The organism is Thauera phenylacetica B4P (genome assembly GCF_000310225.1).
Classification (GTDB): Bacteria; Pseudomonadota; Gammaproteobacteria; order Burkholderiales; family Rhodocyclaceae; genus Thauera; species Thauera phenylacetica.
Genome location: NZ_AMXF01000337.1, coordinates 1 through 3,224 on the forward strand (window position 1 = coordinate 1; position 3,224 = coordinate 3,224).

Genomic DNA, 3,224 nt, shown 5'->3' on the forward strand with positions numbered 1-3,224 from the left:
CAGGCCGTGGCGAGCCAGGCGGGCCACGCCGCGCGCCTCGCCGCACTGGCCGCGGGCACCGCGGCCGACGCCGAAGAGACCCCCGCCGACGCCACGGCAAGCTCTCCCACCGACCCGGCAGCGCTTGCCGGCCTGCCGGCAGCGATTGCCGCACTGCTCGCCGGGCGCGTGCAGGCCCCTTCCCCCGCGGATCAGGCCGGCGCCGAGACGAGCACACTGCAGCTCGCCGCCGATGGCGGACGCAAGTCGCTTCAGAATTCCGCCCTGCTGCCGAAAACCGATCTGTCGGCCGGAACCGGCGGCAACACCGGGCCCGGCTCCGACGCCACCCCGGCCTTCCTGCTCCAGGGCCGCGAGTTCGCCGCCGCGGCCATGGCGGCACGCGGTGCGAGCGGCGCAGCCGCGGGCGGCATGACGGCGGATGGCCTCGAGCCAGCGGGCACGGGCAGCGCGAATGGCAACGCGCCGGGCGGGCTGCCGCACACCCATGGCGCGACGCAGCTGCTGCGCCAGTCGCCAGCCGCGCAGGCTGCGTCACCGCAGCTGCCGGTGGCGACCCCGGCGGGCGAGCCGGGGTGGGCGGAGGACGTCGGCAACCAGGTGCGCTGGATGCTCGGCCGCGCCGAGAGCAAGGCCGAGCTCGTGCTGACGCCGCCGAACATGGGCAAGCTCGAGGTGTCGATCAACCTCGCCGGCGACCAGACGACGGCGCAGTTCATCGCCTCGAGCCAGGCCGCGCGCGACGCGATCGAGCGTGCGCTGCCGCAGCTGCGCGAGGCGCTGCAGCAGGCGGGCATCCTGCTGGGCGACGCCAACGTGAGCACCTCGGGCCAGGGCCGCGAGGGGGATGGACGCGAAGGCGGCGGCGATCGTGGCGATCGCGGCGAGGCGAGCGCGGGCGGCAACACCGGCACCGGCAGTGCCGGCGGGTGGCTGAGACAGCAACAGGGGATGGTCGATACCTTCGCCTGAAGCGCGCGAATTGGGGCGGGCTTGCCCCACTAATCGGCGCTTTGGCGGGTGCGGACCTCCCGGATAATTCAATCCGTACTACAGGAGATTCGCATGGCCAAGGCGCCGGCAAAGACCGAGGAAGGCGACGAGACCCCCAAGAAGAAGGGCAAGCTCGGCCTGATCCTCATCATCGTGCTCGTGGTGATCGTGCTCGTACTGGGCGCACTCGTCGCCCTGCTGCTGCTCAAGGGCGGCAAGGACAAGGAGCACGAGGAGCCCGCGGCCCACGCCGCGCCGGCTGCGCAGCAGATGCAGACCGCCGGCACGGTGGACCTCACCAAGCCGCCCACCTTCATCCCGCTCGAGGCCTTCACGGTCAACCTGCGCCGCGACGAGGGCGACCACTACCTGCAGGTGGTGGCGGTGATGCGCGTGGCCGACGCGACCATGGATCCGACGCTGAAGGCCTTCATGCCGGAGATCCGCCACCGCATCAACCTGCTGCTGTCGAGCAAGCTGCCCTCCGAGGTCGCCACCATCGAGGGCCGCGAGGCCTTGTCGCTGGCGATCACCGAGAGCATCAACGAGGCGCTCGGCTTCAAGCCGGTGCGCGACGCCGCCGGCAAGCCGGTGCCCAACGGCCCGGTGCAGGCCGTGCTGTTCACCTCCTTCATCATCCAGTAAGGGAACGCCGCCATGTCCGCGGACTTTCTCTCCCAGGAAGAGGTCGACGCCCTGCTGCGGGGCGTCACCGGCGAGTCGGACGAGCCGGTCGCGGACGAGGCCGGGGCGGAGGGTGTACGCCCGTACAACCTCGCCACGCAGGAACGCATCGTGCGCGGGCGCATGCCCACGCTCGAGCTCATCAACGAGCGCTTCGCGCGCTACCTGCGCATCGGCCTGTTCAACTACATGCACCGCAACGCCGAAGTGTCGGCGGGGCCGATCAAGGTGCAGAAGTACGCCGAGTTCGTGCGCAACCTGGTGGTGCCGACCAACCTCAACCTGATCACCGCCAAGCCGCTGCGCGGCACCGGGCTGGTCGTGTTCGACCCCAACCTGGTCTTCCTCGTGGTGGACAACATGTTCGGCGGCGACGGCCGCTTCCACACCCGCGTGGAAGGTCGCGACTTCACCCCCACCGAGCAGCGCATCATCCGCGGCATGCTCGACGTGGTCTTCACCGAATACGTGCGCGCCTGGGCGCCGGTGTTCAATCTGCAGCCCGAGTTCATCCGCTCGGAGATGAATTCGCAATTCGCCAACATCGCCACCCCCTCCGAGGTGGTGGTGGCGACCAGCTTCTCGGTCGAGTTCGGCGGCTCGCAGGCCGAGATGCACGTCTGCTTCCCGTACTCGATGCTGGAGCCGATCCGCGACCTGCTCTATTCGTCGATGCAGAGCGACCACCTCACCTCGGACCGGCGCTGGATCAAGCTGCTGACGCGGCAGCTGCAGACCGCCGAGGTCGAGCTCGCCTGCACCTTCGGCACCGCCAGGGTGAGCTTGCGCGACATCGTCGACATGCGTGTCGGCGACGTGATCCCGCTCGCCGTGCAGCCGCTGCTGCAGGCCGAGGTCGACGGCGTGCCGGTGTTCGAATGCCGCCAGGGCACGCGCAACGGGCGCTATGCGCTGCGCGTGGAGCGCTTCGTCACCGCCGAGGAAACCGAAACCCCCACGATCCCGGGAGCCCAGAATGGCTGACGAGAACCTGATTACCGACGACGACTGGGCAGCCGCAATGCAGGAGCAGGCCGCCGTCGAGGAGAGCGGCGACAGCGAGGCCGATCGCGTCGCCGCCGAGCTGGCGGCCGCGGCGATGGGCGACTCGCCCTACCAGGCCCGCCCCGCGAGCCAGCTCTTCGAGGACTTCGGCGCCCCCGCCGCCAAGCCGGGCGCGCTCAACGACTTCGACATGATCCTCGACATCCCGGTGCAGATCACCGTGGAGCTCGGGCGCACCAAGCTGTCGATCCGCAACCTGCTGCAGCTCGCCCACGGCTCGGTGGTCGAACTCGACGGCCTGGCCGGCGAGCCCATGGACGTGCTGGTCAACGGCACGCTGATCGCCCAGGGCGAGGTCGTGGTCGTGAACGACAAGTTCGGTATCCGCCTCACGGACATCATCACCCCCGCCGAGCGCATGCGGAAGATCCGCAACTGAGCCCCGCGATGCCCGAACTCGGCGCCAGCCTCCTGCAGATGAGCTTCGGCCTGGCGGTGGTCGTCGGCCTGCTGTTCGCCTGCCTGTGGCTGCTGCGCCGCCT

The 3,224-nt window shown here is 70.1% G+C and carries 4 protein-coding genes; all 4 read left to right on the plus strand.

The window, feature by feature from the left end; all coding sequences use genetic code 11:
* On the plus strand, positions 1-972 hold a 972-nt coding region (locus C667_RS21505), incomplete at its 5' end, for a flagellar hook-length control protein FliK (protein WP_004383970.1).
* Between the two features lie 93 nt (positions 973-1,065).
* Complete coding sequence (locus C667_RS21510) at positions 1,066-1,638, plus strand: flagellar basal body-associated FliL family protein (RefSeq protein WP_004383973.1); 573 nt, start codon at positions 1,066-1,068, stop codon at positions 1,636-1,638.
* Between the two features lie 12 nt (positions 1,639-1,650).
* Positions 1,651-2,661 carry a flagellar motor switch protein FliM gene (gene fliM, locus C667_RS21515; protein WP_004383977.1) on the plus strand — a complete coding sequence of 337 codons (1,011 nt, stop codon included), beginning with the start codon at positions 1,651-1,653 and terminating at the stop codon, positions 2,659-2,661.
* On the plus strand, positions 2,654-3,121 hold the full coding sequence (fliN, locus tag C667_RS21520; RefSeq protein WP_004383978.1) for a flagellar motor switch protein FliN: 468 nt from the start codon (positions 2,654-2,656) through the stop codon (positions 3,119-3,121). Before fliM ends, fliN begins: the two co-directional genes overlap by 8 nt.
* Positions 3,122-3,224 lie beyond the last annotated feature (103 nt).

Bases quoted from the DNA above. Each gene is read 5' to 3' on its own strand.
- C667_RS21510 (WP_004383973.1), top strand. From the start codon at position 1,066: ATGGCCAAGGCGCCGGCAAAGACCGAGGAAGGCGACGAGACCCCCAAG.
- fliM (WP_004383977.1), top strand. From the start codon at position 1,651: ATGTCCGCGGACTTTCTCTCCCAGGAAGAGGTCGACGCCCTGCTGCGG.
- fliN (WP_004383978.1), top strand. From the start codon at position 2,654: ATGGCTGACGAGAACCTGATTACCGACGACGACTGGGCAGCCGCAATG.